The following is a 1229-nucleotide window of genomic DNA, read 5'->3' on the forward strand; positions in this document are numbered from 1 at the left end:
CCCCCACCTTCCACCTGAACATCACCCTAAAAGCCACCCCCGGCGAAGTCCTAGCCCTCCTGGGCCCCAACGGCGCCGGCAAAACCACCGCCCTCAGAGCACTGGCGGGCCTGCTCCCCCTGACCTCAGGCCACCTCCACCTGGACGGCCACCCCCTGGAAAACACACCCCCCGAATCCCGCCCAGTAGGAGTCGTCTTCCAGGACTACCTCCTCTTCCCCCACCTCACAGCCCTGGACAACATAGCCTTCGGCCCCAGATGCCAGGGCGCCACAAAATCCGAATCCCGGACCCGAGCAAAAGAGTGGCTGACCCGCATGGGCCTGGAAACCCACGCCACCACAAAACCCCGAAACCTCTCAGGCGGCCAGGCCCAACGCGTAGCACTCGCAAGGGCCCTGGCAACAAACCCCCGCCTACTGCTCCTGGACGAACCCCTGGCAGCCCTGGACGCAAGAACCCGCCTGGAGGTAAGAGCCCAACTCCGCCACCACCTAGCAGATTTCGAAGCGGTAGCGGTAATAGTCACCCACGACCCTTTGGACGCAATGGTCCTGGCAGACCGCCTGGTGGTCATAGAACAGGGATCGATAGTCCAGGAGGGAACCCCCGCAGACATAGCCCGCCACCCCCGCACGGACTACATAGCGCAGCTAGTAGGCCTGAACCTCTACAAAGGCGAGGCGGAAGGCACAACGGTAACTCTCCCCACAGGCCAACAAATAACCACGTCGGAAAACCTGCGGGGCCCCGCATTCGTCGCGTTCCCCCCCTCCGCGGTAACCCTCCACCGAACCCGCCCCGAAAACACCAGCGCCCGCAACCTCTGGTACTGCCAGGTCGCAGGCCTGGAATCCCACGGCGACCAGATCCGCGCCGACCTGAAAGGCGACCTCCCCTTGACGGCGGACCTCACCACAGCGGCGGCAGCAGACCTGCACCTCCACCCGGGCACGGACATCTGGGCCTCCGTGAAGGCGGCCCAGACACACGCGTACCCGGCGTAGCGGAACCCCTACTGATAAGACTCAAGCGGAGGGCAGGAACACACGAGGTTCCGATCCCCATAAGCCTGATCGATCCGCCGAACAGGAGGCCAGTACTTCTCGGAAACGGCCCCCCCACCGGGGAACACAGCCTCTTCCCGCGTATAGGAGTGACCCCACTCCCCGCTCAACGCGGCAGCGGTATGCGGAGCATTCCGCAGCGGATTGTCATCCGCCCCCCAC

Annotated in this window: 2 protein-coding genes; one reads left to right on the forward strand and one right to left on the reverse strand. The window is 64.6% G+C overall.

Annotated features, from left to right (window positions below):
• Window positions 1–14 precede the first annotated feature (14 nt).
• Entirely contained in the window at window positions 15–1007 is a 993-nt protein-coding gene (locus AOK24_RS37470) for an ABC transporter ATP-binding protein (RefSeq protein ID WP_079057191.1), read from the forward strand.
• A gap of 8 nt (window positions 1008–1015) precedes the next feature.
• Here AOK24_RS37470 and AOK24_RS46790 read toward each other — a convergent pair.
• A partial coding sequence (locus AOK24_RS46790; RefSeq protein ID WP_159052126.1) for a hypothetical protein occupies window positions 1016–1229 on the reverse strand: 214 nt, incomplete at its 5' end.

Origin of the sequence: Streptomyces niveiscabiei, from assembly GCF_001419795.1 — a bacterium.
GTDB lineage: Bacteria > Actinomycetota > Actinomycetes > Streptomycetales > Streptomycetaceae > Streptomyces > Streptomyces niveiscabiei.